The sequence below is a fragment of the Roseateles sp. AC306 genome, assembly GCF_979253795.1.
On record NZ_CEEDEB010000008.1, the window covers coordinates 217,236 to 244,195 of the forward strand.

The 26,960-nt window shown below is 68.6% G+C and carries 16 protein-coding genes; 11 read left to right on the forward strand and 5 right to left on the reverse strand.

Annotated elements, in window-relative coordinates:
• Positions 1–281: 281 nt before the first annotated feature.
• From AC0IZJ_RS17350 to AC0IZJ_RS17360, 3 genes are all read right to left on the reverse strand, one after another.
• Positions 282–1,532, reverse strand: coding sequence for a glutamate-5-semialdehyde dehydrogenase (locus AC0IZJ_RS17350; RefSeq protein ID WP_471852223.1), 1,251 nt, complete (start codon positions 1,530–1,532; stop codon positions 282–284).
• A gap of 61 nt (positions 1,533–1,593) precedes the next feature.
• The gene (locus AC0IZJ_RS17355; RefSeq protein ID WP_471852225.1) at positions 1,594–2,217 is read right to left on the reverse strand and encodes a hypothetical protein; all 624 of its coding nucleotides are present in this window, start codon (positions 2,215–2,217) and stop codon (positions 1,594–1,596) included.
• Between the two features lie 20 nt (positions 2,218–2,237).
• Positions 2,238–3,419 (reverse strand): FAD-dependent monooxygenase, encoded by a 1,182-nt coding sequence (locus AC0IZJ_RS17360; RefSeq protein ID WP_471852227.1) that lies wholly within the window; start codon positions 3,417–3,419, stop codon positions 2,238–2,240.
• A gap of 97 nt (positions 3,420–3,516) precedes the next feature.
• Between AC0IZJ_RS17360 and AC0IZJ_RS17365 the strand changes: the two genes are divergently transcribed.
• The 8 genes from AC0IZJ_RS17365 (at position 3,517) to gap (ending at position 18,460) form a co-directional block, all read left to right on the forward strand.
• On the forward strand, positions 3,517–5,730 hold the full coding sequence (locus tag AC0IZJ_RS17365; RefSeq protein ID WP_471852229.1) for a PhoX family protein: 2,214 nt from the start codon (positions 3,517–3,519) through the stop codon (positions 5,728–5,730).
• Positions 5,731–5,760: 30 nt separating this feature from the next.
• Positions 5,761–6,444: a PEP-CTERM sorting domain-containing protein gene (locus AC0IZJ_RS17370; RefSeq protein ID WP_471852231.1), complete on the forward strand. Its 684-nt coding sequence runs from the start codon at positions 5,761–5,763 to the stop codon at positions 6,442–6,444.
• A gap of 104 nt (positions 6,445–6,548) precedes the next feature.
• On the forward strand, positions 6,549–7,529 hold the full coding sequence (locus AC0IZJ_RS17375; protein ID WP_471852233.1) for a potassium channel beta subunit family protein: 981 nt from the start codon (positions 6,549–6,551) through the stop codon (positions 7,527–7,529).
• 66 nt (positions 7,530–7,595) lie between these two features.
• The gene (locus tag AC0IZJ_RS17380; RefSeq protein ID WP_471852235.1) at positions 7,596–10,766 is read left to right on the forward strand and encodes a diguanylate cyclase; all 3,171 of its coding nucleotides are present in this window, start codon (positions 7,596–7,598) and stop codon (positions 10,764–10,766) included.
• Positions 10,767–10,797: 31 nt separating this feature from the next.
• A complete protein-coding gene (locus tag AC0IZJ_RS17385) occupies positions 10,798–13,809 on the forward strand; it encodes a P-loop NTPase fold protein (RefSeq protein WP_471852238.1) in 3,012 nt (1,003 codons plus the stop codon).
• Positions 13,810–13,897: 88 nt separating this feature from the next.
• A complete protein-coding gene (gene tkt / locus AC0IZJ_RS17390) occupies positions 13,898–15,925 on the forward strand; it encodes a transketolase (protein ID WP_471852240.1) in 2,028 nt (675 codons plus the stop codon).
• A gap of 92 nt (positions 15,926–16,017) precedes the next feature.
• The gene (locus AC0IZJ_RS17395) at positions 16,018–17,004 is read left to right on the forward strand and encodes an energy transducer TonB (protein WP_471852242.1); all 987 of its coding nucleotides are present in this window, start codon (positions 16,018–16,020) and stop codon (positions 17,002–17,004) included.
• A gap of 457 nt (positions 17,005–17,461) precedes the next feature.
• Complete coding sequence (gap, locus tag AC0IZJ_RS17400) at positions 17,462–18,460, forward strand: type I glyceraldehyde-3-phosphate dehydrogenase (protein ID WP_471852244.1); 999 nt, start codon at positions 17,462–17,464, stop codon at positions 18,458–18,460.
• Positions 18,461–18,658: 198 nt separating this feature from the next.
• On the opposite strand, the gene AC0IZJ_RS17405 is transcribed toward gap, so the two are convergent.
• Both AC0IZJ_RS17405 and AC0IZJ_RS17410 read right to left on the reverse strand, forming a co-directional pair.
• Positions 18,659–19,336 (reverse strand): cytochrome b/b6 domain-containing protein, encoded by a 678-nt coding sequence (locus tag AC0IZJ_RS17405; protein ID WP_471852246.1) that lies wholly within the window; start codon positions 19,334–19,336, stop codon positions 18,659–18,661.
• Complete coding sequence (locus AC0IZJ_RS17410; protein WP_471852248.1) at positions 19,314–19,805, reverse strand: rhodanese-like domain-containing protein; 492 nt, start codon at positions 19,803–19,805, stop codon at positions 19,314–19,316. The genes AC0IZJ_RS17405 and AC0IZJ_RS17410 overlap by 23 nt, the downstream gene beginning before the upstream one ends.
• A gap of 312 nt (positions 19,806–20,117) precedes the next feature.
• Between AC0IZJ_RS17410 and AC0IZJ_RS17415 the strand changes: the two genes are divergently transcribed.
• The 3 genes from AC0IZJ_RS17415 to AC0IZJ_RS17425 all read left to right on the forward strand — a co-directional run bounded on the left by AC0IZJ_RS17415 (position 20,118) and on the right by AC0IZJ_RS17425 (position 26,845).
• Positions 20,118–22,757: a TonB-dependent receptor gene (locus AC0IZJ_RS17415; protein ID WP_471852249.1), complete on the forward strand. Its 2,640-nt coding sequence runs from the start codon at positions 20,118–20,120 to the stop codon at positions 22,755–22,757.
• Between the two features lie 153 nt (positions 22,758–22,910).
• Positions 22,911–25,397, forward strand: a complete 2,487-nt coding sequence (locus tag AC0IZJ_RS17420) for a DUF1549 and DUF1553 domain-containing protein (protein ID WP_471852251.1) — start codon at positions 22,911–22,913, stop codon at positions 25,395–25,397.
• 11 nt (positions 25,398–25,408) lie between these two features.
• Positions 25,409–26,845, forward strand: a complete 1,437-nt coding sequence (locus AC0IZJ_RS17425) for a DUF1501 domain-containing protein (protein ID WP_471852253.1) — start codon at positions 25,409–25,411, stop codon at positions 26,843–26,845.
• Positions 26,846–26,960: the final 115 nt, after the last annotated feature.

The window sequence follows — 26,960 nt, forward strand, 5'->3', positions numbered from 1 at the left end:
GAAGCGAAGGGCGACGGAGCAGGGGGCGACTCTTTGCCTACTTTCTGGTCGCTCAGAAAGCAGGTCGCCCGCCGGGCGAACTCCCGGCACGGGCCTCACGCGAACGGCCGCTCGCTGCTCGCCGGGATTTGTTGGAGTTCACTGCGTTCACTCCAACCTTCCGCGCCCAAGTTATTCGGCCGATGGGTTGCATGCTCTGCTTCCCACTTGCGAAGGTCACCACGAACCGATAGGCGAAACGAGTCACCGCATATTGGGCAGCGGGCGAACGGCATCAGGCCTCAGCCCCTCACCTCACCCTGCCCCAACACCACCCACTTCATCGACGTCAGCCCCTCCAGCCCCACCGGGCCGCGGGCGTGGAACTTGTCGGTGGAGATGCCGATCTCGGCGCCCAGGCCGTATTCGAAGCCGTCGGCAAAGCGGGTGCTGGCGTTGACCATCACGCTGGCCGAGTCGACCTCGCGCAGGAAGCGCATCGCGTTCGGGTGGTTGGTGGTCAGGATCGCATCCGTGTGATGCGATCCGTAGCGGTTGATGTGGGCGATGGCGTCGTCGAGTGAATCGACCACCTTGATGCTGATGATGGGCGCGAGGTACTCGGTGGACCAGTCTTCCTCCGTCGCCGCCACTGCCGCCGGCAACAGCGCGCGGGTGCGGCCGCAGCCGCGCATCTCCACGCCCTTGGCCGCGAACACCTCGGCGATCAACGGCAGGAAAGCCCGCGCCTGTGCCGCATGCACCAGCAGCGACTCGGTCGCGTTGCAGGGGCTGTACTTCTGCGTCTTGGCGTTGTCGACGACCTTGACCGCCTGGGCCACGTCGACCTCGGCGTCGACATAGCTGTGGCAGTTGCCGTCCAGGTGCTTGATGACGGGCACTTTGGCCTCGGCGCTGATGCGCTCGATCAGGCCCTTGCCGCCGCGCGGGATGATGACGTCCACCCATTGCGGCTGCGAGATCAGCAAGCCGACGGCGGCGCGGTCGGTCGTGTTGACGAGCTGCACGGCGGCGCGCGGCAGGCCGGCTTCTTCGAGCGACGCGCCAACGATCTCAGCCAGCGCGAGGTTCGAATGAATCGCCTCGGAGCCACCGCGCAGGATGCAGGCGTTGCCGCTCTTGATGGCCAGCGACGCGGCCTCGATGGTCACGTTGGGGCGGCTCTCGTAGATCATGCCGAACACGCCCAGCGGCACGCGCATGTGGCCGACGCTGATGCCGGTGGGGCGGCGCTTCACGCCGGTGATCTCGCCGATGGGGTCGGGCATGGCTGCGATCTGCTCGCAGCCTTCGGCCACGGTCGCCAGCGTCTTGGCGTCGAGCTTGAGGCGGTCGCGCAGCGGGCCGCTGAGTTCGGCAGCGCCGGCCAGGTCACGGGCGTTGGCGGCGGCGAGCGCCGGGCCGGCTTCGCGCAGGCGGCGGGCCAGGGCCAGCAGTGCGTTGTTCTTGGCGGCCGTGGGCGCGGCGGCCATCGCGGTGGCGGCAGCGCGGGCGGCGCGGCCGAGGTCGTCCATGTAGGCAGTCAGGCTCATGGGGCCGATTGTCACAAAGGCCGGCGCTGCGGCGCTTCGTGAAGGCCTTATCGACCCTTGCTCACTCCACGTCGAGCGTGTACGTCACCGCTTGCGACATGCCCGGCAGAATGCCGCCGAAGTTCAGCGTGTAGCGGCCCTTCTTCAGCGGGCCGAGTGCCACGTAGAAACCGTTGCCGGCGGCCCGCGTGTCGTCATCCTCAGCGACATGGAAGCAGCGGCGGGTGGCCTGGCGGTGGGCGGCGAGGCCGTTGAAGCGCTTGCCGTTGACTTCCAGCACCAGGGCGTCGGGCGCGGGCGTCAGCTCAGCCGCGCGCTTCTTGAGCGAGGCGCAGGACTCGTCCGCGTCGTCGGGTTCGTAGGTGATGTAGTTGATGAGGGGAAAGAACAGCGTCTTGCCGACCGGCACGCGGCAGCTGCGCACCGTGCGCGCCGTCCCGTAGGTGCCGGCCAGGAACCACACCGGGCCGTCCTGCCCTTCGGCGCAGAAGCGGCCGTCGCGGTCGGCGACGGGGCTCTCGTCGTCATCGAAGGACAGGGCCCAGCGCCACCAGCGCTTGGACCATTCCTCCTGCGAGGCGCCGGCGATGGCCTTGCCCGGCGCGATCAGCGGCGCGGTCTGGGCCGCGGCGGGCTGAATGGCCGCGAGCAGGAAAGCTGCGGCGAGAGCGAAGGTGACCTGCATCGAATCTCCGTGGGGCGTTTTCAGCCACCAAACATCATGCGGCGGGCCACCGCTGTCTTCAGCGGCGTGGCCAGCTCCAGGCCTGCGAGCGCCAGGCCGCGCAGGCCAGGCAGGCCGGGCAGGCGCCAGGCAAAGCTGCGCGCGAGGAAGTCCGTCGCGGCGATCATGGGCCAGCGGTCGGGGGCGCGGTGGCGGTCGATGCGGGCCAGCGTGGCGTCCAGGCCTGCGCCGGTCTCGGCGGCTTCGCGCAACGCATCGACCAGCGCCTGGGCGTCGCGCAGGCCGAGGTTGAGCCCCTGTCCGGCGACCGGGTGCAGCGTCTGCGCCGCGTTGCCGATGCGCAGCGTGCGGCCCTGCAGCAGCCGCGTCTCGGCGTTCAGGCCGAGGGGGAAGCACTTCAGCGCCGAGATGCCCGTGAGGCGCCCGGCGGCGGCGGGCAGTTGCTGCTGGATGACCACCAGGCGCTGCGCGTCGTCCAGCGTGGCGATGTCATCCTCGGCCTGGGGCAGGCACCAGACGAGCGCCGCGCGCGGGCCTTGCGCGTCGTCCGGGAGCGGCAACAGCGCCAGCGGCCCGTTGCGCGTGAAGCGTTCGACGGCCAGGCCCTGCAGGCCCGGTGCGGCCAGGCGCACGCTGCCGACCCAGGCGTTCTGGTGATAGTTGCTGCTGATGCGCTTGCGGTCCTGCTCGGCGAACACGCCGCCTTCGGCGACGACGGCGAGGTCAAAGCGCTCCACGAGCGGCCCTTCGCCGCTGTCCAGTTCGACGCCCGAGGCGTCCGAGCGAATGGCGTGCACCGGCGTACCAAAGCGCGTGAACAGGCGCTGCGGCTGCTGCGCGGCGCGGTCCAGCCAGCGCTGCTGCAGCGGCGCCACCAGCGCGCCATAGGGCAGCACGGCGCCGAGCTGGGGCACGCCGAGGTCGGCCGCGCGGATGCGTACTTCGCCAGAGATGGGCGAAGGCGGCGCCTGGCTGACGTGCACGGTCCGGATGGCCTGGGCCACCTCGGGCCGCCAGGCGGCCAGGCGTTCCAGCAGGCGGATGCTGCCGAGGTTGAGCGCCAGCGTGCGCGCGTCGCCGCTGATGTCGCGGTCCAGCGGTCGGGTGTCGAAGAGGTGGATCTGGGCGGCCGGCAGGCGCTCGGCGGCCAGCAGGGCGAGCGCGAGGCCGGCGGGGCCTGCGCCGATGACGGCGAGATTCATGAACGCAACGATAACCGCGTGGGCGACCTTCACGGCACTGTCATCGGCAGCCGCCAGAGTGCGGAGGTTTGAACCCGACCACCCGCAGGAGCCCGCCATGAAAGGCAAGTCCCACCCGACCAATGACCAGACGATCAACCCGTCCGGCAATGACTCCATTCACGACGTCATCGACCGCGTCGACGCCAGCCGCCGGCTGTTCGTCAAGGGCGGCATCGGCGGCGCGGCACTGGCCACGGCCGGCGGTCTGACCCTGGGCGGCTTTGTCAACACCGTGTCCGCTGCGCCCGTGGCGCCGGGCCTGGGCTTCCCGGGCATCGGCTTCGAAAGCATCCCCGCCGAGACGCGCGCGCGCAACGTCGCCGTGCATGGCGGCTCGGCCAGCGCCGTGGTCGACCGCGTCACCGTGCCGGCCGGCTACAAGGCCGAGCTGTTCGTGGCCTGGGGCGACGCCGTCCTGCCCGGCGGCCAGCCCTTCAGCGGCACGGCCAGCGAGACTGCGGCCGAGCAGCTCAGGCAGTTCGGCATGCACAACGACGGCATGCACTTCTTCCCATTCACGGGCGCGGACGGCAAGCCGACGTCGGACCGCGGCCTGCTGGCGATCAACAACGAGTACACGCACGAGGAACTGCTGTTCACGGACGGCCAGGTCGGCAACGGCTACACGCTGGCCAAGACGCGCAAGTCGCAGGCCGCCCATGGCATGTCGGTGCTGGAAGCCCGCCGCATCGGCGGCAAGTGGCGCGTCGTCAAGACCTCGCCCTACGGTCGCCGCATCACCGCCAACACGCCGATGCGCATCGCCGGCCCAGCCGCCGGCCACGCGCTGCTGCGCACGAACCAGTTCGTCATCACCGACACGGCGTCCATCGCCACCGGCAACCTGACCGACGGCACGACCTGCTTCGGCACGATCAACAACTGCGCCCACGGCATCACGCCCTGGGGCACCTACTTGACCTGCGAGGAGAACTGGAACGGCAACTTCGGCGGCACCGGCGCCGTCGACACCTCGGCCGCGACCGAGATCGGCAAGCTGAACCGCCGCTACGGCCTTGTTGCCGCCGGCTTCGGCTACCGCTGGCACACCACCGACCCACGCTTCGACCTGAGCACCAACCCCAACGAGCCGCACCTGTTCGGCTGGGTTGTCGAGGTAGACCCGTATGACCCGAAGGCCGTACCCGTCAAGCGCACGGCACTGGGCCGCCTCAAGCATGAAGGCGCGCAGTACGTCGTCGACAAGGACCTGAACGTCGCCTTCTACATGGGTGACGACGAGCGCAACGAGTACATCTACAAGTTCGTCTGCGCGGGCAAGTTCAACCCGACGAACAAGGCCGCCAACCGCAACCTGCTGGACAGCGGCACCCTCTATGTCGCCAGGTTCAGCAGCGACCTGTCGGGCCAGTGGCTGCCGCTGCTGCCCGGCACGGTCGGGACGAACGGCGTGGCGCTGCGCGACAACCCGAACTTCGCCGGCGCCAACAACGCCGAGGTGCTGGCCAAGATCCTGATCAAGACGCGCATGGCGGCCGATGCCGTCGGCGCCACGATGATGGACCGCCCGGAATGGACCGGCGCCCGCCCGCGCATCGGTGGCTTCGACGAAGTCGAGGTCTACTGCACGCTGACCAACAACAACCGCCGCGGCACCACACCAGCGTCCGACAACCTGGCCGACGGCAGCACCACGGCCGCCACCGCCCGCCCCGGCGTCGACGCGGCCAACCCGCGCGAAGACAACATCTACGGCCACATCATCCGCTGGCGCGAGACGGGCAAGTCGGTGCTGGCCACGAGCTTCGGCTGGGACCTGTTCGCGCAGAACGGTGACATCGCCACGGCCAAGGCTGCCAAGCCGACCAACGACTACAAGGGCAGCCTGGTCGACACGCCCAACGGCAGCGTCGACTTCGGCGCGCCGGACGGCCTGTGGTTCGACTACTTCGGCCGCCTCTGGGTGCAGACCGACCAGGTCGGCGATGGCTCGGGCGACTGGATCAACATCGGCGCCAACTGCATGGTCTGCGCCGACCCGAACACCGGCGAGATGCGCCGCTTCCTGACCGGCCCGAACAAGTGCGAAGTCACCGGCGTGACCATGGCACCGGACGGCAAGACCATGTTCGTCGGCATCCAGCACCCGGGCGAAGACGCGACGGCCACGAACCCGACACAGTTCTCCAACTGGCCGCAGGGCCAATGGACGGTCGCGTCGGACGGCGTCACCGCCCTGCCGGCGGGCCGGCCGCGTTCGGGCGTCGTCGTCATCACCAAGGACGACGGCGGCGTCATTGGCAGCTAAGCGCCCCATCCCAATTCAAGGACCACTTCAATGAAGACCTCTTTCCCATCCCTGGCCCTGGTCGCAGCGCTGTCGCTGGCAGGCACCGCCCATGCCGCCAGCATCGTGTCGTCGACCGCCACGTTCGCGCCCGCCACGCTGATCGACTTCGACGCCAATGACGGCCAAGCCGTTGGCGCCGCCGCGCGCAAATGGCTTGACGCCGACACCTACTTCGTCACCGACGCTAGCGCCGTGCTGGGCGCCAACGAGCAGAGCCTGGACGGCAACGGCCTCTGGGGCGCCCGCTTCGACGCCACGCCCACCGGCAGCGGCAATTTCGTGTCCGCCACCGGCCCCGTGCTGTTCGGCTTCTTCGGCGGCGCGCAGGCTCAGGTCGGCGCCTTCTTCAACCTTAGCCAGCCGATGGACGGCGTCAAGCATGCGACGCTGACGCTGACCGCCTACAGCGCCGCCAACCAGGTGCTGGAGTCGTTCTCGTACACGGTCGACACGTCCTGGGACAGCTACAACGAAGGCAAGTTCCTCGGCTTCTCCCGCGCGAATGCAGACATCTACAGCTTCGGCGTGACGGTCAGCGCCGGCCAGTCGCTGGTGCTGGACAACCTGCACCTGAGCGCCGCCCCGGTGCCGGAGCCGGCCAGCCTCGCCCTGCTGGCTGCCGGCCTGGCCGTCGTCGGCAGCGTGGCACGCCGTCGCTCACGCCAGGCCTGACACAACTGGGCAGCCGGCGCGACCGGCTGCAACCCCTGCTCCGGCAGGGCTTGAGGGCCGCGCTTATGCTGCGGCCCTTTTTCATTCCTGCTGCGGAATCCACCATGCAATACCGCCGCCTCGGCCGCGCCGGCCTCCAGGTGTCCGAACTTTCGCTCGGCTCCTGGGTCACGTATCACAACCAGGTCGACACCAAGGCCGCCACCGAGATGCTGGCCGCGGCCTTCGACGCCGGCATCAACTTCTTCGACAACGCCGAGGTCTACGCCCAGGGCGAGAGCGAGGTCGTCATGGGCCAGGCCTTCAAGGCGCTGGGCTGGAACCGGCTGGACTACATCGTCTCGAGCAAGTTCTTCTGGGGTTTGCAGCGCGACGGCGTGACGGTGAACCGCAAGGACACGCTGAACCGCAAGTACCTGATGCAGGCGGTGGACGCGTCGCTGAAGCGCTTCCAGCTGGAGCACCTGGACCTCATCTACTGCCACCGCCCCGACCCCAATACACCCATCGAGGAAACGGTCTGGGCCATGAGCGACATCATTCGCCAGGGCAAGGCGCTGTATTGGGGCACGAGCGAGTGGAGCGCGGGCGACATCCGCGCCGCCTGGGAGATCGCCGAGCGCCATCACCTGCACAAGCCGGTGGTGGAGCAGCCGCAATACCACCTTTTCCACCGCCGCAAGGTGGAGCAGGAGTACGCGCGGCTGTATGACGAGATCGGCCTGGGCCTGACGACCTGGAGCCCGCTGGCTTCGGGCCTGCTGACCGGCAAGTACCGCAACGGCATCCCCGAGGGCAGCCGTGGCGCGCTAGACAACATGGCCTGGATGCGCGAGCAATTGCAGGACAAGGCCAGGAACGACGCCGTCGGCAAGCTGACCGAGATCGCCGCCGAGCTGGGCTGCGACACGGCCCAGCTGGCCATCGCCTGGATCAACCGCAACCCGCGCGTGTCCACGGTCATCCTGGGCGCCAGCCGCATCGAGCAGCTGCAGCAAAACCTGGGCGCATTGGCCGTCACACCCAAGCTGACGGCCGAGGTCGTGGAACGCATCGACGCCATCGCCAAACCGCTGGCCCAGTGACGATTCACATCGACCGAGGGCAAGACCCGGCCTGACCGGGCTTGCGGCTGCCTGAGAATCCGCCGCATGAGGGTTTTCACAAAAAGGGGTTGGGCAGCCCTGCTGATCGTCACGGCAACGGCGCTGGGGCTGGCGCAAGGCGCGGCGGCCGTGGTGCCGCGCTTCGAATCCATCGGCGAGCCGGGCGCCGTGCGGGACAACGTCGTCTCCGCGCTGGCCCAGGACGCCCGCGGCCTGCTCTGGGCCGGCTCGCCCGAGGGCCTGCTGCGCTTCGACGGCTACACCTTCAAGCATTACGCGCTCGCCGCGCCGGACGGCCAACTGCTGCCCGAGCAGTTCGTGCGCGCCATGCTGCCCGACCCGCGGGGCTGGATGTGGGTAGCCGCCGGCAACAGCGGCCTGGTGCGCCTGGACTTCGCCACCGGCCGCTGGGCACGCTGGGCGCGCGACGGCAACTCTGCCGACGAGACCGCCCCGGCCGCCAACACCGTGCGCACGCTGGCGCTGGAGAAGGACGGCACGCTGTGGATAGGCGGCAGCGGCGGCCTGGACCGCTTCGACGTCAAGCGCGAACGCTTCACCCACCACCGCGGCAAGGAAGACGGCCTGCCCGACCCGCGCGTGCAGACCCTGCTGGTGGACCGCCAGGGCACGCTCTGGATAGGCACCTGGCGCGGCCTGGCGCGCAAGGCGCCCGACGGCCCCATCGAGACGCTGGACGTGGGCCTGGGCGACCAGCTCATCACGCTGCTGGCCGAGACGCTGGACGGCCGCATCATTGCCGGCACCGCCCAGGGCCAGCTGCGCGCGCTGGCCACCACCGGCCAGCCGCTGCCCTTCAGCGCCGGCGCCCAGGTAGACGGCAAGGCCAGCGTCTGGCCCGTCATGGCCATGGCGCAACCGGATGCCGACGAACTCTGGTTTGGGGACTCGTCGGGCCTGTCGCGCCGGCGCGCCACCGATGGCAGCCTGATCGAACGCCTGCCCGCGACCGGCAACGGCAGCGGTGCCGCCACCGGCCCGCGCAGCGATGTGCGCGCGCTGATGCGCGACCCCTCCGGCACCATCTGGGCCGGCAGCTACGGCGGCGGCCTGATGCGCCACGTGCCGTCACTGCCCGGGCTGAGCATGGTGCGCGACGGCGCCGGTACGGCCGCGCTGGACGTGCGCAGCATCCTGCAGCTGAAGAACGGCGAGGTCTGGCTGGGCACGCTGGCCGGCGGCATCGAGCGGCGCGACCGCCAGCTCCAGCCCCTCGCCCACATCGCACCGGGCGCGGGCGGCCTGCCGGCCGGGCGCGTCAACGCCCTCGGGCAGACGCCGGACGGCTCGGTCTGGGTGGCTGTGGACACGCAGCTGCTGCGCTTTGACGAGCAGGGCCGCTGGAAGGAGACGCTGCGCAGCGGCAACGCGGTGCCGCGGCGCTTCTACGCCGGCGAGGACGGCGCGCTGTGGATTGCCACGCTGGACGGCCTGATGCGCTGGACGCCCGGGCGGCCGCAGATGCGCGCCATCCCGACGGCCGGCCTGGTGGGCGGCACCGGCGAGGTCAATGCCTTCGCCCGCCTGCCTGACGGCAGCCTGTGGGCCGGCGGCGCGGCGGGGTTGTTCCGCGTCGCCAAGCCCGATGACGAGGAGCCGGTGGCCGAATGGGTCGAGCCCAAGGGCCTGACCGGCCAGACCGTGCTTGGCATGACCGTGGACCAGGCCGGCCGCCTGTGGGTGGACACCGGCACCGGCCTGCACCGCCTGGTGGAAAGCCAGGGCAGCCAGGCACGCTTCGAGGCCGTGGCCGCGTCGGAAGCGGGCGGGGCCTTCGGCGCCAACCTGCTGCTGGACAAGCAGGGCCGCATCTGGTCGCAGCGCAATATGTACGACCCGCGCAGCGGCGAGCGGCGCGAGCTGGGCGCCGCCGATGGCGCCGACCTGGGCACCGGCTGGTTCCGCGCCTATGCCCAGCTCGACGACGGCCGCATGCTGTTCGGCGGCGCGCGCGGACTGCTCGTCATCGACCCGGAGCGCTTTTCGCCGTGGTCGTACAAGCCGCCGCTGGTCATCTCGGAGCTGCGGGTGGACGGCGAGGAACGGCCGCTGCCGACCACCGGCGGCCAGCTGGTGCTGGCGCCGGGCGAGAACGCCTTCAGCCTGGCCTTCGCGTCGCTGGACTACAGCCAGCCCGGCCGCAACCGCTACCGCTACCGGCTGCAAGGGCTGGACGAAGGCTGGGTGGACGGCACCCTGGGCCGCACCGCCACCTACACCAACCTCGCGCCCGGCCGCTACAAGCTGCATGTGCAGGGCAGCAACCGCGACGGCGCCTGGGGGCCCAACGAGCTGGTGGTCGAGGTGGACGTACGCGCCGCCTGGTGGCAGACGCTCTGGGCCCAGGTGCTGGCCGTGCTCGCGGTCGTCGGCATCGTCGCCGGCATCGTGCGCGTCCGCACGCGCTGGCTGCTGCGTCAACGCCGCGTGCTGGAGGCGCGCGTGCAGGAGCGCACCGAGGCGCTGGAGGCCGCCACCGCCGCGCTGACGGCCAAGTCCATCGAGCTGGAGGAAGCCAGCCTGACCGACCCGCTGACCGGCCTGCGCAACCGCCGCTTCCTGGACCGCCAGCTGCCGGCCGATGCGGCCCTGGCCGTGCGCCACTACGAAGCCCTGGCCAATGGCTCCAGCGTGCCCGTGCCCGGCGGCAGCGAGCAGGACCTGCTGTTCTTTCTCATCGACATCGACCACTTCAAGCGCATCAACGACGCCCACGGCCACATGGCCGGCGACACCGTGCTGACGCAGATGCGCGGCCGGCTGGAGCTGGTCTTCCGCTCGTCGGACTACCTCGTGCGCTGGGGCGGCGAGGAGTTCCTCATCGTCGCCCGCGGCACGCCGCGCAGCCGCGCTGCCGAGATGGCCGAGCGCGCCCGCCAGGCCATCGCCGCCCAGCCCTTCGAGCTGGAAGGCGGCTACCGGCTGTCGCTGAGCTGCTCGGTCGGCTTCAGCGCCTTCCCGCTGTGCATGCGCCTGCCCGCCGCGCTGGACTGGCACAACGCCATCGACCTCGCCGACGCGGCCCTCTACGAAGCCAAGGACGTGGGCCGCAACGCCTGGATCGGCCTGGTCGAGGCCGACGCGGCCACCGAGGCCGAACTGCGCGACGACGCCCGCCGCCGCCTGGATGACTGGACGGCCACGGGGCGGCTGACGATGTCGACGTCCTCTGCCGAGCGGACGAAGACGGCCTGACACCGCCTCGGCGCGGCATAGCATCCGCGCCATGCCGACGCCCAACCTCGCCTTCGGCCACGCCGCACTCGCGCAGCGCATCGTCGCCGAGCTGACGGCCAGCCTGCAGCCGGGCGCCGGCAGCAGCACCGAGCCGGCCCTGGTCGTGGGTGTCTTCGGCGAATGGGGCGCCGGCAAGAGCCGACTGCTGCAGACCGTGGCGGACGCGCTGCATGACCGCAGCAAGGGTGAAAGCGAGCAGTCCCTCAACGTCGTCGTGCCCTTCAACGCCTGGCGCTACGAGCGCGAGGAGCACCTGCTGGTGCCGCTGCTGCGCGTGGCCCAGCAGTGCCTGCGCAAGGCGCTGGAGGACAGCCTGGGCGCCGACATCCGCCGCAACGAGCGCCTGTCCGACCGCCTCGTGCTGCTGGGCGACCTGGCCCAGACCGTCTACCAGCACGGTGGCCGCGAGCTGCTGCAGACGGCGCTGGCGACCCAGGGCGTGGTGCTCAAGCTGCCCGAGCTGAAGGCAGAGTCCGGCAAGGCGCCACCCTCCGCCTGGGCGCGCTGGCGCCAGCGCCGTGAAGCCCTTCAGCAGGCGCGCCGCCTGGCCCTGCCGGCCGACGCGCTGCACAGCCTGTACTACGACTTCCTGGAGCACCTGAAAGCCGTCACCGGCCGCAACCCCAAGGCGCTGGCGCTGCACCGGGAGCGGCTCAAGTACCGCGGCCTGGGCTGGTGGCCGCGCCTGAGCTGGCGGCTGCGCGCCAGCCTGGGCTGGCTGGGCACCGGCGAGCTGCCGGCCGAGAGCGACTTTCAGCTCAACCTCGTCTTCCTCGTCGACGACCTCGACCGCTGCCTGCCCGACAAGGCCGTGGAGGTGCTGGAGGCGATCAAGCTCTTCCTGGAAGTGGAGGGCTGCGCCTTCGTGCTGGCACTGGACGAGGAGGTCATTGAGCGCGGCATTGCACACCGCTACCGCGATTACGCGCTGCAGGGCCGCGAGGGGCTGACGCCCATCACCGGCGCCGAGTACCTGGAGAAGCTGGTTCACCTGCCGGTGCGGCTGCCCAGGCCAACGGGTGCAGCGGCGCGTGACTTCCTCGCGTTCAAGTGGCCCGAATGGTTTGCCGATGCGGCCGGTCAGGCCAACGACCTGGCGACGCTGGTAGCCGCCATCACGCCCGGCGTGCCACGCAAGCTCTACCGCATGGCCTCGCTGCTGGCGCTGGCCGAGTCGCTGGGCGCGGGCGATGCCAAGACGCCCAGGCGGCGCGAATGGCTGGCCATCGTCTGCGCGCTGCAGCTGTTTGCGCCGGCGCTGTATCGGTTCTTGCGGCTGCATGGGGCGCGGCTGTTGATCACGCTGTCGCAGTGGCGGGCCGACGCGCTGTTCCGCGACGGCGACGGCCTGCGCAAGGCGCTGCAGTCACAAGTGCTGGCCGTGAAGTCGCCGGTCGAGCTGCAGTACTGGCTGGTGCTGCAGCGCCTGCCCGCGCTGTGCGAGGGCGCCATGCACAACCGCTCGGGGTTCGATCTGCTGGAGCTGCTGGCGCGCGTGAGCGAGCTGCACGAGAAGGCGGAGTTGAAGGGCGCGCAGTTGGGGGCGCTGCTGGTGTTTGCTGAGCTGGAAGACGAGGCGCCCGCATCGGCCGCGCCAGCTGCGACGGCGGCTGCGACCGAGGCAGCCACCGAAGCTGCGGCGGTTCCGCCGGCAACGCCCGAACCCGTCCAGCCCGCGGTTGTCGCTCCGGCAGCCGCTGCGCCCGAGCCCGAGCCGGCCTTGAGGCGTGAGCCGGCGCCGCTGAGCGCGGGACCGCAGGAGGCGCGCCTGGAGAACGAGCGCGCGCTGCTGGAGGCGGTGGATTCGGGCGAGCTGGAGCTGGTGCGCGTGGCACTGTCACGCGAAGGTGCAGCCTTGCGGGACCGCGTGATTCCGACCGGGCTGTGGGTCATGTTGCGCGCCGGCCGGTTGACGGAGCAGCTCAAGACCTGGGTGGAGCGTGAGGCGCCGGCCGATCAGACGCAGTTCCTGCTCCAGGAGCTGCGCCCTCATCTTTCGCAGGTGGCCGTGCTCGACCTGCTGCGGCAATTCGGCGAGCCGGTGTTGAAGGTGCTCAAACGACCGGACTGGGCGCACGGCGTGCATGTCGAAGATGACCTCGCCCTGCTCACGCCACCGCTGCTGAGCGGAGCGCGGGTCTGGTTGCGGACCACGCCGACGAAATCACCAGCCAGTTGGCTCATCCCGAGAGGTTGGGCCTGTGCCACCCGGCCGCTGGAAGGCGCGACGGGCGAAGTCGGGGTCAGCCTCGGCTCTGATGGTCAATATGGTGTGCATGCCAACCTGCGGCTGACCCCGCGTGACGGCGGCGCCAAGTTGAGTCAGCGACTGCGCTGGGTGCCATCGGGCAAGCTTGCCATGGGGTCGCCCAAGGGCCCGCCGGAAGAAGGCGAACTGCGCACGGTCAGCTTGACCCAGGGGTTCTGGATCGCGGACACCGCTTGTACGGTTGGCTTGTGGCACCGGGTGAAAGGCCGCATTCCTCCTCCCGGCGACGAGCTGTTGCCCATCACAGGCGTCAATGCCGAAGCCATCGAACGTTTCCTGGCCACGCTGGAGCAGTGGCTGCCAGGCAGCGAGGTTCGGCTGCCCAGCGAGGCCGAATGGGAAGCCGCGTGCCGGGCGGGCACGCGAACGGCGTTTTCCTTTGGCGACGAGGTGGGGTCCCCGCAGGTCAACGCGGAAAGCCGCTCGCTGCTGCCCGTGGCGGGGTTGCCAGCGAATGCGTGGGGGTTGTTCCAGATGCACGGCAACGTCGCCGAAATCTGCCGCGATCTGCTCACACCGGCGCAGCGAACGCCCGACAACTGGGTCGACCCCGAAGGCCCGCCCGCCGCCGAAACCGGCTGGCATGCGTTGCGCGGCGGCTCCTTCCACAGCAGCTTTGCGCAAACCCGCTCGGCCGCCGTGGACCGCATCGCCCGCGACGAGCGCCGCGACGACGTCGGCTTCCGCTTCATCGTCCGCGCCAGGCAGTCGCCCGAAGCCGAGCCGGCTTGAGGCGCCATCCGTCAGCGCCGAAGGCTCGCGGGGAGGCACCCCCGTAAAATCCCGCGCTTTGCCCCTCCCGCTCAAGAAAGCCCCGGCCATGACAGCATCGACCGCTTCCCCCACCCTCATGGCCAACGCGATCCGCGCACTCGCGATGGACGCGGTGCAGGCGGCCAACTCCGGCCACCCGGGCGCGCCCATGGGCATGGCCGACATCGCCGTGGCGCTGTGGGGCCGCCATCTGCAGCACAACCCGGGCAACCCGCTGTGGGCCAACCGCGACCGCTTCGTGCTGTCCAACGGCCACGGCTCGATGCTGATCTACGCGCTGCTGCACCTGACGGGCTATGACCTGCCGATCGATGAGCTGCGCAACTTCCGCCAGATGCACAGCAAGACGCCGGGCCACCCGGAAGTGGGCATCACGCCGGGCATCGAGACGACCACGGGCCCGCTGGGCCAGGGCGTGACCAACGCGGTGGGCCTGGCGCTGGCCGAGAAGCTGCTGGCGCGCGACTTCAACCGCGAAGGCCACGAGATCGTCGACCACCACACCTACGCCTTCCTGGGCGACGGCTGCCTGATGGAAGGCATCAGCCACGAGGCCGCGTCGCTGGCCGGCGCCTGGAAGCTGAACAAGCTGATCGCCATCTACGACGACAACGGCATCAGCATCGACGGCCAGGTCGCGCCCTGGTTCGCCGACGACACGGCCAAGCGCTTCCAGGCCTACGGCTGGCACGTCATCGGCCCGGTCGACGGCCATGACGTCGACGCACTGGACGACGCCATCGGCAAGGCCAAGCAGAGCACCGACAAGCCGACGCTGGTCATCGCCAAGACGGCCATCGGCAAGGGCTCGCCCAACCGCGCCAACACCAGCAAGGCCCACGGCGAGCCGCTCGGTGCCGAAGAGATCAAGCTGACGCGCGAGGCCATCGGCTGGACGCATGAGCCCTTCGACCTGCCGGCCGAGGTCTACGCCGCCTGGGACGCCAAGGACAGCGGCGAGAAGGTGCAGGCCGCCTGGGACAAGCGCTTCGACGCCTACGCCAAGGCCCACCCCGAGCTGGCCGCCGAGTTTCAGCGCCGCATGGCCGGCGTGCTGCCCGCCAACTTCGCGCAGGTCGCCGTGGACGCCGTCGTCAAGGCCCATGCCGAAGCGCAGACCGTGGCGAGCCGCAAGGCCAGCCAGCTGGCGCTGGAAGCCTTCACGCTGAACTTGCCCGAACTGCTCGGCGGCAGCGCCGACCTGACCGGCTCCAACCTGACCAACACGTCCAGCACGCCGGCCCTGCGGATCGCCGCGGACGGCACGCCCAACAACGGCCGCCACATCAACTACGGCGTTCGCGAGTTCGGCATGGCGGCCATCATGAACGGCATCGCGCTGCATGGCGGCTTCATTCCCTACGGCGGCACCTTCCTCACGTTCAGCGACTACAGCCGCAACGCCATCCGCATGGCCGCGCTGATGAAGGCGCGCGTCATCCATGTGATGACGCACGACTCCATCGGCCTCGGCGAAGACGGCCCGACGCACCAGTCCGTCGAGCATGTCGCGTCGCTGCGCCTGATCCCCGGCCTTGACGTCTGGCGCCCGGCCGACACGACCGAGACGGTCGTTGCCTGGACCATGGCCATCGGCAACGCGCAGCGCCCCAGCCTGCTGGCCCTCTCGCGCCAGAACCTGACCTACTCGCCCAAGACCAACGTCGACGAAATCGCCAAGGGCGCCTACGTGCTGTTCGACCCGGTCAGCCCCAAGGGCAACAGCAAGGCCCAGGCAGTCATCATCGCCACCGGCTCCGAGGTGCAACTGGCCATGCAGGCCAAGGCGCTGCTGGCCGACGAAGGCATCAAGGTGCGGGTCGTCTCGATGCCGTCCACCAACGTCTTCGACCGCCAGGACAAGGACTACAAGAAGAGCGTGCTGCCCAAGGGTCTGCCGCGCGTGGCTGTCGAGATGGGCGTCAGCGACTTCTGGTGGAAGTACGGCTGCGACGCCGTCGTCGGCATCGACACGTTTGGCGAATCGGCACCGGCCGGCGTGCTGTTCAAGCACTTCGGCTTCACGCCGGAGAACGTGGCCGCCACCGTCAAGGCGGTGCTGAAGAAGAAGTAAGGGTCTTATGACCCTCCCCGGGGATGCCCGGGGCGGCCACTCGGCGTCTTGCGCTACAACCCCGCCCTGTCATCACGAACAGGGAGTTCGACATGCGCAGCATGCTCACGGCATGGGCACTGGGCCTGTGCGCCATGGGCGCACAAGCCCAGACCGCCGCAGACGACCGCAGCGGCGAGGCCACGCTGGCCTGCTTGGTGCGGCCGGCTGCACCACGCTACCCCGCCAAGGCGCTGGCGCTGCGCACCAACGGCTTCTACCGCGTGGAGGTGACGTTCACGCATGCCGACCGACCGCCGGATTTCAAGGTCGCGTTCGGGGCCGGCTCGGAAGAACTGCAGGACGAGGCCGAACGCTACGTCCGGCAATTGCGCCTGCCTTGCCTTGCGGAGGGCCAGAAGGTCGCGCTGCTGCAGGAGATCCGTTTCAGCGGCATCGGCGACGGAGACATCGCCACTCCGGCGCCGCTGAATCTGCCCCGGGCACCCAATGCTCGCTTCAGCGCCTGCCTGCGCTCGCCGCCTCAAGGCCCGAAACTCAGCGAGCCCGCGCAGTTGCAGTCGTTCCAGCGCGAACTGAAGAACGGCAATCTGGTCATCGACCTGAGCTTCACGGCGGCCGACCAGCCGCCGCAGGTCAAGGTGGTTTACGACACGCTCAACCGGCGCCACCACAACGACGTGCTGCGCCACGTTGAGCAGTACCGCGTGCCCTGCCTGGGTGCGGGCGAACACTACGCCGTACGACAAACCTTCCACGTGGGCTTCTCCAGCAATCGCCAGTTTGCGTTCAAGGATGTCGGCATCGCGAAGTTCCTGTCCACGGTCAAGAATCTGGAGGCGCGTCCGGTCGACTTCGATCTCGACACGATGGGCTGCCCCTTCCGCTTGCGCTTCGAGCTCGGACGCCCGGCTTTTCGCAATGGTGTCCATGAGGTAGGCGCCCGCAACCCCAACCGCCGCAGCCTCATCGCCTGGCTGGAAGAACTCGAACTGACGCTGACGCCCGAGGAGTTCGAGAGCCTGTTGGGCGCGCAAAGGTTCATCGACGTGCCCTGCGGCTCGATCAAGCTGGGTTGAAGGCGCAACACGGAAGAAGCAGCGGATTTTCTGGCCAGCACCACGAACATGGTTGTCGACTTCACCTTCGACCATCCACAACAGCCAGCCAAGCTGAAGATCGCCTACTCGTCGAGTAAGTCGCAGGAGCTGCGGATCGATCATCGAATTTGCGGAGCAATACCGCATGCCTTGCGTCGCTGAAGGCGGCAAGACGCGGTCGGCTCGGCAGCACTTCAAGGTTCTGTGGGTAACGACGCGGCGCCGGGCTTCAAGCTTGAGATGAACCTGCAAAAGCCCGACTTCGAGTCACTCATGGGCAAAGTCTTGACGGTCAATGTCCGCTGCGGCCGGCTGAAACTCGGCGAGGAGCCAAGCCCCGCCGGGAGCTGAAATCGCCCTGAAACCTCTTCGTTACCCGAATCGCTGAGAATCGGCGCCCCGCGCGAGAATTTTTCATCCTCTGGAGACTCTTCCCATGACCATCAAGATCGGCATCAACGGCTTCGGCCGCATCGGACGCATGGTGTTCCGTGCCGCTGTCGCGAACTTCAAGGACATCGAGGTCGTTGCGATCAACGACCTGCTGGAGCCCGACTACCTGGCCTACATGCTCAAGTACGACAGCGTGCACGGCAAGTTCGAGGGTGACGTCGCCGTCGAGGGCAACACGCTGGTGGTCAACGGCAAGCCCATCCGCCTGACGGCCATCAAGGACCCGACCGAGCTGAAGTGGGCCGAGGCCGGCGCCGACATCGTCATCGAGTCCACCGGCATTTTCCTGGACAAGGCCGGCGGCGAGAAGCACCTGGCTGCGGGCGCGAAGAAGGTCATCTTCTCGGCCCCGTCCAAGGACGAGACGCCGATGTTCGTCTTCGGTGTGAACCACACCAAGTACGCCGGCGAAGCCATCATCTCCAACGCCTCGTGCACGACGAACTGCCTGGCCCCGCTGGCCAAGGTGCTGAACGACAAGTGGGGCATCAAGCGCGGCCTGATGACCACCGTGCACGCGGCCACCGCGACGCAGAAGACGGTGGACGGCCCGAGCAACAAGGACTGGCGCGGCGGCCGCGGCATCCTGGAGAACATCATCCCCAGCAGCACCGGCGCCGCCAAGGCCGTCGGCAAGGTCATCCCCGAGCTGAACAAGCTGCTCACGGGCATGAGCTTCCGCGTGCCGACCAGCGACGTGTCGGTCGTCGACCTGACCGTCGAGCTGAAGAGCGAAGCGACCTACGCCGAGATCTGCGCCGAGTTCAAGGCGCAGAGCGAGGGTGCGCTGAAGGGCGTGCTGGGCTACACGGAAGACAAGGTCGTCGCGACCGACTTCCGCGGCGATGCGCGCACCTCCATCTTCGACGCCGATGCCGGCATCGCGCTGGACAGCACCTTCGTCAAGCTGGTGTCCTGGTACGACAACGAATGGGGCTATTCGAACAAGGTGCTGGAGATGGTTCGCGTCGTCGCGGCCTGATCAAAGCAACTCGCAAGAGATAGGGGCGCCGCTGGCGCCCCTTTTTTTGTTCTTCAAGCCACTGCAACGCGAAGCAGGAGAGCGGGTGGGCCTGATGCGAAGGTAAAGGAGGAGGTCGCGAAGCGGCCGGGGGACACGCAGCATCAGGCCTGCCCGCTCTCCTGCGCTCAAGCCACTCGCGCAAGCTTTGTCGATGGTTCACAGCAGCAGTTGCACCGCACCAGCCAGCGCCACCGACAACAGCACCAGCACCCAGCTGACACGCCCCGCCGACATGCTCACGGCAGCCGGCGCGCGGCCTGTCCACATGGCCTGAAGCAGCGGGCGCTTCAGCCACAGCTGGTAGACGGCAATGGCCAGCACATGCAGGCCCAGCCAGACGTACAGCGCCGTCGCGGCCAGCTTGTGCCAGCCGGTGAGCTTGAGGCTCAAGTCCTCCTCCACCCAGCCCGACCAGGGGCCGGCAAAGCCGATCTCGTCGTTGCCGAGCAAGCCGGTCGTGACCTGGAAGATCAGCAGCGCCAGCACGGCGAACACTGACAGCGCGCCCAGCGGGTTGTGCCCGTGGCCCTGCCAGCGCCCGCACAGATAGGCCCACAGACGATGCGGCGTGGGCAGGAACTGCCAGAAGCGCGCATAGCGGGTGCCCCACAGGCCCCAGCTCAGGCGGAACACCAGCAGGCCCGCAATCGCCTGCCCTGCGCGGCCATGCCACACCATCCACGGCCCGCCGAGCAGGCCGGTGCTGATGGCCGCCGTGACCAGCGCCACCAGCGCCCAGTGGAAGACGCGCAGCGGCAGGTCCCACACCAGCACCGGCTGCTGCGCCTGCACCGCGGCGCTCACGTCGATGTCAGGGCTGGCGTGCGGCGACATCCGTCCCTCCGGCGGCCGCCGCCTGGGCGCGCGGCTCCGGCGGCTGGATGTGGGCGACGGCCTTGCCGCCTTCCTGCTCGTAGTCCTCGCTGCCGGTGGCGCCAACGACCTTGAAGCCCTTCTCGGCCAGCAGGTCGCCCGAGCGGCCGGCGCGCTGAGCGTGGTTGGAGACGGTCAGGATGGCGCGGTCCCGGGGCAGGTAGGCAAGGTGCTTTTCCAGGTCCCTGTTCTGGATGTTGAGGAAGGCGGGGAAGCTGCCGTACTTGATCAGCTCGTCCGGGCGGCGCAGGTCCAGCACCAGCAGCTTGTCCGGCTGGGCCAACAGCGCATCGACCTCGGCGGCCTTCAGGCGCTTGGTCTTGTATTTCCATTCGGCAGCGGCTGCGGGTGCCGAGGCGGCGGTCTGGGCGTGAACGAGCGCCGTGGCGCCTAGCAGTGCGGTCAGGGCGAGGGTGCTGAGTGCTTTCATGAGTGAGTCCGGAAGTGAGGGTGCAGTCCCCGCTCACAGCGCAGCTTCCATGCCAGCCCTTGAGCCCGGAAAAGCAGGCCGCCGGGCCCAGAACTGCGCCCCGGCCACCAGCGCCTGCTGGCCTGCTGTTGACGCAGCAACAGTGCCTTGAGGCCCATGCCAGCAAGACCCGGCACCAGCCCCGGAAAACCAGGCGCAAAGCGGCCAAAACCGCTGAAGCCAACGCGGAGCGCATCAGCTTAGACGCCCACGGTATTGGGCACGCTTGCTGCAAAGAAGCGACGGACAACTCTCTCTCCGATCACTTCACCCATGAGCACGACAAACCGCTTCCGACTCCGCCCGCTCACCGCCCTGATCGCCACGCTCGCTGCCGGCAGCGCCTTTGCGCAGGACGCCACCCCTCCCGCCGCCGCCGCTGCCGAACCCGTTGCCGAAGCCCAGGCGCTTGGCGCCGTCACCGTGCGCAGCCGCAACCGCATCGAGAAGCTCCAGGACGTGCCGCTGTCCATCTCGGTCATCCAGGGCGACGAACTCTCGCGCCTGAACGCCACCGGCATCGAGGAGATCACCAAGCGCGCCGGCAATGTGTCGTGGAACCTGGGCAACCAGCGCACCAGTTCGCTGTCCATCCGCGGCATCGGCAAGGTCGGCCAGACCGAGGCGCAGGACCCGAGCGTCGGCGTCATCGTCGACGGCGTCTCGTTCGCCTACAACGCGCTGACGTCCAGCTTCGACTTCATCGACATCGACACCATCGAGGTCTCGCGCGGCCCGCAGGGCACGCTGCTGGGCAAGAACACCAGCGTCGGCAACATCATCTTCAACACCAGAAAGCCGTCGTTCACGCCGACGGCCGACTACGGCGTCAGCTTCTACCCGCAGAGCCGCGGCCTGCAGGCGTGGGCGGCCGTGGGCGGCCCGGTCGTCGACAACGTGCTGGCCTGGCGCGGCACGTTCTCCGTTCAACGCGCGGAAGGCGACATCGCCAACGAGTACAACCGCAACGTCACCTACACGAACAAGGACCGCGTCTCGGGCCGCGTGCAGTTCCTGTACCGCCCGAGCGAGGACTTCAACGCCATTGCGCGCTTCGAGTTGCAGCCCCGCGCCGGCGAGACGACCAACGGCCGCTCCTTCAACTTCGCGAACAAGTACACCTACCTCAACGGTGACCCCGTCCCGGCGTCCAGCACGTCGACCGAGGCGCGGCTGGGCCGCCGCTGGTTCAAGGACGTGGCCAGCTACGACATCGACGACTACTACAACACCCTCAACAACGACGCGGCACGCGCCCTCGTCACGGGCAGCAGCGGCGCCTCGCTGGAGGCCAACTGGAAGGTGGCGGGCGAGCACACGCTGACGTCGATCACCGCGTTCAAGAACTACCACTTCAACGCGGTCAACGACGAGGGCACGCCCTTCGACATCTTCCGCAACTCGGGCGGCTACTGGAACGACTACAAGCAGGTCAGCCAGGAAGTGCGCATCAGTTCCGCGGCCGGTGGCTTCGTGGACTACCAGGGCGGCATCTACCTGCTGCGCGTCAAGAACTCGGCCCAGTACAACCGCATCTGGGGCAACGACGCCGGCGCCTGGTTCGCCAGTGCCTCGCAGTACACGACGCTGGATGCCGACGGCCCCGGCCGCACACTGTTGTCCAGCTCGCTAGCCAACGTGAAGGCCGCCGTGAACTCCACGCCGGGCGTGCAGTTCATCGACAACAAGAGCGCCGCCCTCTTCGGCCAGGCCAACTGGCACTTCTCGCCGCAGCTGACGCTGACGACCGGCCTGCGCATCACCCGTGAGGACCGCAAGAACCTGACGTCGTCGGAACTGCTGGACCCGGGCAGCGCGCCCGAGCTGAACCCGGTGAACATCACGAACGTGACGCTCGGCGGCTTCGCCAACGATGCCTCGGGCAACCTGACCGCGGCGAACACGGCCACGCAGCTCGCGCTGGCCGATGCCACCGCGCTGAAGTATTTCAACGTGGCCACCTACGGCGCGCTGACGGCGAACCAGAAGCGGCAGGTTGCGGCCGCCAAGGCCATCCGTCTGATCCAGTTCGGCGTGCTCTACAACCCCAAGTGGGTCGAGCCCTACAAGGCCACGCAGCCGTCATACACCATCAGCCCGAGCTACAAGTTCACCAAGGACATCACGGGCTACGCCGCCTACCAGCACGGCGAGAAGGCCGGCATCGCCCAGGCCTACAACGGCGAGTCCTACCCCGTGCGGCCTGAGAAGACCGACAACGTCGAGCTGGGCTTCAAGTCGCTGCTGCTCAACAGGACGCTGATCCTGAATGCCGATGTCTTCCTGACGCGCATCAAGGACTACCAGCAGGCGGTGCGCGTCTTCGACATCTACAACACCAACCTGAACATCGCGGGTGGCGTCACGCCGCCCGGCGTCTATGCCTCCATCACCGGCAATTCGCCCAAGGTGCAGGTGTCGGGGCTGGAGGTTGACGGTGTCTACAACGGCATCCGCAACGTCTCCTTGCGCTTCTCGGGCGCCTACAACCGGGCGGTCTACAAGGACTTCAGGAACGGCGCCTATCCCGTCGAGGAAGGCAATGTGGTCAGCGCCGCTAATCCGTACAAGGACTACTCGGGCCAGACGCTTGCTGGCGCGCCCAAGCTCAGCTGGAACGTCGGCGCGGACTACCGCGTCCCGGTGTGGGGCGACAAGCAGTTCCACGTCACGGGCAACCTGGCCTACTCGGGCGCTTACCTGTCGGACAACGCGGGCTCTATCTATTCGCGCATCCCGTCCAGCTACAAGGTCGACCTCGCCGTCGGCCTGGGCAAGCTCAACAAGACCTTCGACGTCAGCCTGCTGGCCAAGAACCTGTTGAACGACGACACGCCGCAGTCCCAGACCTGGACGAGCGTCTCGCCCGCCGTGCCGCGCGCCTGGGGCATCCAAGTCACCGGCAAGTTGTGAGGCCTCTGTTGGTGGATCAACAGCGCCGCAACAGCGCTGTTGATGCCGCCGCAAAACACCCTCCGCAAAGCCGCCAAACCGGCGCTTTTCACGACGTTTCGCTGGCGCGCTTATTGCGCTGACCACCTCAGTCCAATCCTTCGGGAGACCTCCGTGCCCCAACGTTCCAAGATCAGGATCGCTCCACTGGCCCTCGCGGCCGTGCTGGCCAGCGTCACCACCCTCAGCCCCGCGGAGGACTACGCGCCACCCGGTGGCTTCGTCAAGGGCAGCGAGCGCCCGTGGTCGTACACGCCGCTCAATGCCAAGGTCGCCACGCCGGCCGTCAAGGCCAAGGCCTGGGTGCGGCAGCCGCTGGACGCCTTCGTGCTGGCCAAGCTGGAGGCGCAGGGCATCGCGCCCTCAGCCGAGGCCGACCGCCGTGCCTACATCCGCCGCGCCACGCTCGACAGCTGGGGCCTGCTGCCCACGCCCGAGGAGGTGAACGCCTTCGTCAACGACAAATCGCCCAAGGCGCACGAGAAGCTCGTCGAGCGGCTGCTGGCCTCGCCGCGCTACGGCGAGCGCCAGGCGCGCCGGTGGCTGGACTTGAGCCGTTATGCCGACAGCGACGGCTACAACACCGACGGCACGCGGCCCAACATCTGGCGCTACCGCGACTACGTCGTCGACGCCTTCAACGCCGACAAGCCCTTCGACCGCTTCGTCAAGGAGCAGCTGGCGGGCGACGAGCTCTGGCCCGACCGCAAGGAAGCGCTGATCGCCACCGGCTTCCTGCGCAACCTGCCGGACGAGATCAACGCCCGCGACCTGAACCTGAAGAAGCAGGAAGTCGCCAACGACCTGACCGACACCGTCTCCGCCGTGTTCCTGGGCACGACGCTGGGCTGCGCCCAGTGCCACGACCACAAGACCGAGAAGATCACGCAGCAGGAGTACTACCAGTTCCAGGCCTTCTTTTCCAACGCGAGCTGGAAGGACGATGTCTCGCCGCTGTCGGCCAAGGCCAAGGCCGACTACGACGCGCAACTGGCCAAGTGGGAAGCCGCCACCAAGGACCTGCGCGAACAGCGCGAGGCCCTGCTGAAACCGACCATCGACAAGCTGGAGACGGACCGCCTGTCCGGCTTCGTGCCGGCCACGCGCGAATCCATCGAGAAGCCGGCCTCGGAGCGCAACGCCTACGACCGCTGGATCTACCACCGCAACCTCTGGACGATGCAGGGCCGCACGCGCAACGCGGAGACCCGCATGCGCACGCAGGACAAGGACAACTACGCCAAGTACCAGGCGCTGGGTGAGCAGCTGAAGAAGTTCGACGCGCTCAAGCCCAAGGATCCCGGCGCGATCTCGACGATGGTCGAGCTGGGCCCCGACTCGCCGCCGACCAAGGTGCTGTTCAAGGGCATCTACGACCGCCCGTTGCAGGAGGTGCAGCCCGGCCTGCCCGCGCTGCTGACCGACAACACGGCGCCGAAGATCGAACCGACGGGCACGTCCTCCGGCCGCCGCACGGCGCTGGCGAACTGGCTGGTCAGCCCGGAGAACGGCCTGACGGCACGCGTCTTCGTCAACCGCCAGTGGGCGCAGTTCTTCGGCCGCGGCATCGTCGAGACCAGTGCCGACTTCGGCAAGACCGGCTCAAAGCCGACGCATCCCGAGCTGCTCGACAGGCTGGCCGCCGACTTCGTCAAGCAGGGCTGGAGCGTGAAGACGCTGCACCGGCAGATCCTGCTGAGCAGCACCTACCGCCAGGCCAGCGAGGCGCGGGAGGTGAAGAAGGACCCCGACAACAAGCTGCTGTGGGCCTTCCCGCGCCAGCGCCTGGAGGCCGAGCAGCTGCGCGACTCGCTGCTGGCCGCCTCCGGCCTGCTGGAAGAAAAGCGCGGCGGCCCGTCGGTCTACCCGCCCATCCCGCCCAACTACGACATCGGCGGCCAGCGCAACCGCTGGCAGACATCCGAGGACCCGCGCGACCACCACCGCCGCAGCCTCTACGTTTTCGTGCTGCGCAACTCGCCCTACCCGCTGCTGGAAACCTTCGACTGGGCCAACCCGCAATCGCCGCACTTCCGCCGTGACGTGACGACGACGGCGCCGCAAGCCCTGGCCCTGGTCAACAGCGACCTGGTGCTGGGCTGGAGCCAGGCCCTGGCCGGCCGCGTGATCCAGGAGGCGCCCGCCAGCGAAAGCGCGCAGATCGACCGCGTCTACGAGATCCTGTTTGCCCGCAAGCCCAGTGCCAAGGAGAAGGACAAGCTGGTCGCCTTCCTGAACTCGCAGGAGGCGTTGCAGGTGGCCCAGGCCGGTAATGTTAAGAAGGCGCATCTGCCCGAAGGCTGGGGCGTGGACCCGAAGCTCGCCAGGCAGATCGACGGCTTCTACAAGGCCGCCTACAAGCGCGAGCCGGACCGCTACGAGCGCAATGCATTGCTGGCCCACCTGGACGCCCAGGCGTCCAAGCGCAAGACGACGGACGCCGGCGAATCGCCGGACGACGGCGGCGGCATCGCGGTTGCCGCGGCAGCTGCCGTCACGGCCACCAGCCCCCTCAAGGGCCCCAGCAAAGCCCGCGCCGCCGCCTTCGTCGACCTGGTCCACACCCTGGTCAACACCAATGAATTCACCTATCGCTTCTGAGGTCTGACGCCATGAGCCATTCACACGACCATTCCCGCCGCAACTTCCTCAACCACGCCGGTGCCGCGACCTTCGCCGCCTTTGGCGCGGGCAGCTTCGGCGGCCTCTCGTCCGCCTTCGCCAGCGAGTTGTTCGACCCGACGACCCCGCGCCAGCCCCACCACGCGGCCAAGGCCAAGGCGGTGATCTGGCTGCACATGGCCGGCGCGCCCAGCACGCTGGACCTGTTCGACTACAAGCCCGAGCTCATCAAGCTGGCCGGCACGCCGCTGCCCGACAGTTTCGGCAAGGACCTGAAGACCGCCACCGACGGCGGCGTGGGCAACCTCTACGCCAGCAAGCGCACCTGGAAGCAGCACGGCGAGCAAGGCGCCTGGGTGTCGGATCTGTTGCCCAACATCGCCAAGCAGGTCGACAGCATCGCCTTCCTGAAGGGCAGCAAGACCGAGGGCAGCACGCACGTCATCGCGTCGCTGAAACTGCACACCGCAGGCCTGGTGCCTGGCCGCCCGGCCCTGGGCTCCTGGGTGCAGTACGGCCTGGGTTCAGCCAACCCCGACCTGCCGGCCTTTGTCGTGCTGCCCACCGGCGTGGGCGCGGCCGGCGGCGGCCGTGGTGCGGTCATCTGGAGCAGCGGCTTCCTGCCTGCCGCGCTCCAGGGCACGCCGTTTCGCAAGGGCGATTCGCCGATCCTGCATCTGGCGCGGCCGGAGGGCATCACCGAGAAGGCCCAGCAGGAGCAACTCGCGCTGCTGCGCACGCTGAATGGCGAGCACGCCCAGCGCTACCCCGGCGACACCGAGCTGCTGGCGCGTGCCAAGAGCTACGACCTGGCCTACCGCATGCAGGTCTCGGCGCCCGAGGCTGTGGACCTGGCGAAGGAGCCGGCCGCGATCAAGACGGCTTATGGCATCGGTACCAAGGAGACCGACGAGTACGGCACGGCGCTGCTGCGCGCTCGGCGCCTGGTGGAGCGCGGCGTTCGCTTTGTGCATGTGATCTCGGGGGCGCCGGACAACAGCGTGGACTCCTGGGACGCACACAACAACCTGGAGCGCAACCACGCGGTGATGTGCAAGCAGGTGGATCAGCCTGTTGGCGCCTTGCTCGCCGACCTGAAGGAGCGCGGGCTGCTGGACACGACGCTGGTGGTGTGGGCGTCGGAGTTCGGGCGTACGCCGTATGGGCAGTCGGGCAACGGGCGGGATCACAACCCGTGGGGCTACACGCAGTGGATCGCTGGTGGGGGGATCAAGCCGGGGACGTATGGGGGGACGGATGAGATCGGGCTCCGTGCGGAGACTGGTGTGGTTGATACCTACGACGTGCAAGCGACGTTGCTGCATCAGCTTGGGTTGAACCACAAGAAGCTGGTGTTTGCGCATCAGGGGCGGGCGGAGAAGGCGACCACCGTGTTTGGCGATGTCATCAAGGAGATCCTTGCCTAACTGGTTGCTCTAGCGGTGATCGCGTCTGCTCGCAGCATTGCCGGGAGTCCCGCCCGGCGGCGGGGTAACTTTCTTCTGCGGGGCCAGAAGAAAGTCACCAAAGAAGAGGCCCTGA